Annotated in this window: 1 protein-coding gene; it reads right to left on the bottom strand. The window is 31.8% G+C overall.

Annotated elements, in window-relative coordinates:
• Positions 1 to 412: 412 nt before the first annotated feature.
• Positions 413 to 1,603, bottom strand: a complete 1,191-nt coding sequence (locus tag KKC91_11255) for a transposase (GenBank protein MBU0479130.1) — start codon at positions 1,601 to 1,603, stop codon at positions 413 to 415.
• Positions 1,604 to 2,137: the final 534 nt, after the last annotated feature.

The raw sequence follows: 2,137 nt of genomic DNA, 5'->3' as shown, positions 1-2,137 counted from the left end.
ACTAGATTTTATTTTAGATACTGTTGTTTTCATATTATCACCTTTTTATACTATTTGTAGAAGAAGTAGTATATAAATCTGTCTAAAAACTTATGTCATCTACTATAATATTCTTAAAGAAGATAAATGTTTTATTAAAAATTTCCTTTTTCTCCCGAAGAAAATTTTTATTAAAATGGCTTGGTATGATATTGGTATTGACTTTAAAAACCTAAAAACAACTAGTATATCAATATCTGTGCGTTTCCTCCTCTAAACACACATGTTCTGCTAAATCGTAGTCGGACATTTTATTTTCTCTACTGCAATTCATAAATCAAAACCACTATATAAATGTTACCATTATATAGTGACTTATCAACTTCTTAGGGTGCCCAACAATCTTTTCCCAACATTTCATATTTCTTCTACCTTACTCAAACTCCAAATCAAATACCCACCAATATTTGTATGATGACTCAAACTCAAATCGTATTTTCTTATATTTTTCAACAATAATGGCAAATACTTTTATAATCTTCCTCTTAATCAGTTTGATTCCTTCTGTTATTCTTTTAACCTTCTTTTTAGCCAACATTAATTGGGAAAGAATATAACCTAATAAAACCAATAATATATGTGTTTTGATTCCATTAAACTTTGTTGTAGGCAATATTCCTAAACCCAAATTCTGTTTTTCTTCCCTAAATGAAACTTCTATATCCCACCTCCACTTATAGTACCTAACAACCTTTCCTGCTGCTATGTCTAAATCGTTTGTAAGATAAACCCTTTTATCATTCAAGACAAAAATTAGTCTCAGGAGCATGTTATCTTTCCAAACTTCTAAAGAAACAATACCTTGTTTCTTAAGCCTTGGCTTTATTACTTCTTTAAGCTGCTCAATTGTATAATCCTTACCATAATTAAAATACCAGCTGCTTACTGCTTTGGTATAAAAAAGAAATCCCTCTTCATCTAACTTTTTGTAGAAATCCATGCCCCTAATGTCAGGACCAGCGTCTATAACAACCTTATTAACTCCATACAGTCTTCTTCCTTTTTTGAACATTTCTATTGTTTTATCCTTATCTTTATTTTGCAATTTGAAATCTATAACCGCAGGTTTCTTTTTTGTTTTGAGAAGCAGCTTATTTAGAGCATAGCCTTTAATCATCTTCTCTTCGCAAGCATCATAGACCATTTCAGTATTTTCATAAGTTTCTCCTTCTGCTTTAATAGCTGATGTGTCATATATCATTATCGTACCCTTATCTATATCTTCCGGCCTTATAAAGCCGTTATTGAATTTGAGAAGTATACTATGTCTTTGTTTGTCATTGAGCTTGTTTAAATTTCTCCCGTAATTAGTCCTGTCAATGCTGGCGTTCTTTTGCAGGAAATATTCTTCTTTATCTTTCTCGCTGAGGGCAACCATTGAGTTGGCATCAATAAAGTTTCTGAAGAATAAGTTCTGCATTATTTTGCTTGTTGGCGCTCCTGAATGTTTTGGAGCAACATGGTCAAATATTTTGTTTAATTCATATTTGTCCCAAAGATTCTCATAAATGTACAAACCAGCGCTGGTAGTAAAGTTTTTATTTATGCTTAATTTTGTTTCCATGAGGTTCACCTTTGTTTTTTTGTTCTTGTTCTGAAAAAACATTGGTGAACCTACTATTTTTAGATTTTGATATTGGCTATAAGTTAAGAATTCATAGGAATTAGAGGCTGTAACTAGAAATGCACAGTTCGTGCTATTTAAACCTTTTCATTTGTAACTACTTATTAGTGTCTAATAATATCTAATAGACGCCTAAAACCCATCTATCCTTTTACGAGGGTGCTCTACGAACTTTAAGAAAAGTTTTTTCTGAAATCTTCGTCGCTTCGCTCCTTGTCCTCCTCACTACGCAAACGTGTTACTTCTGTGACTGAATGTATTACTCTAAAGAACCTGATAATCTTTATTAATGTATATCTATAAACGTTTGCTCGTAGGCCGGAGAATATAACAGGCACGCCGTATGTTAGCGCGCGATGTTAAGTTTATCCATGAGAATTCTGATATAAGATTTCAGAAAGCAAAATGCTTTCCTACTTTTTATTTCCTGTAATTATTAAATATCAGTTCTCCTATGTACATATTTAAGGTATT

It is taken from the genome of bacterium, assembly GCA_018812485.1.
Lineage (GTDB): Bacteria > JAHJDO01 > JAHJDO01 > JAHJDO01 > JAHJDO01 > JAHJDO01.
Note: the sequence above shows the minus strand (reverse complement) of the source record. Positions and strands in the feature narration are given on the sequence as shown.

Bases quoted from the DNA above. Each gene is read 5' to 3' on its own strand.
- KKC91_11255 (MBU0479130.1), bottom strand. From the start codon at position 1,603: ATGGAAACAAAATTAAGCATAAATAAAAACTTTACTACCAGCGCTGGT.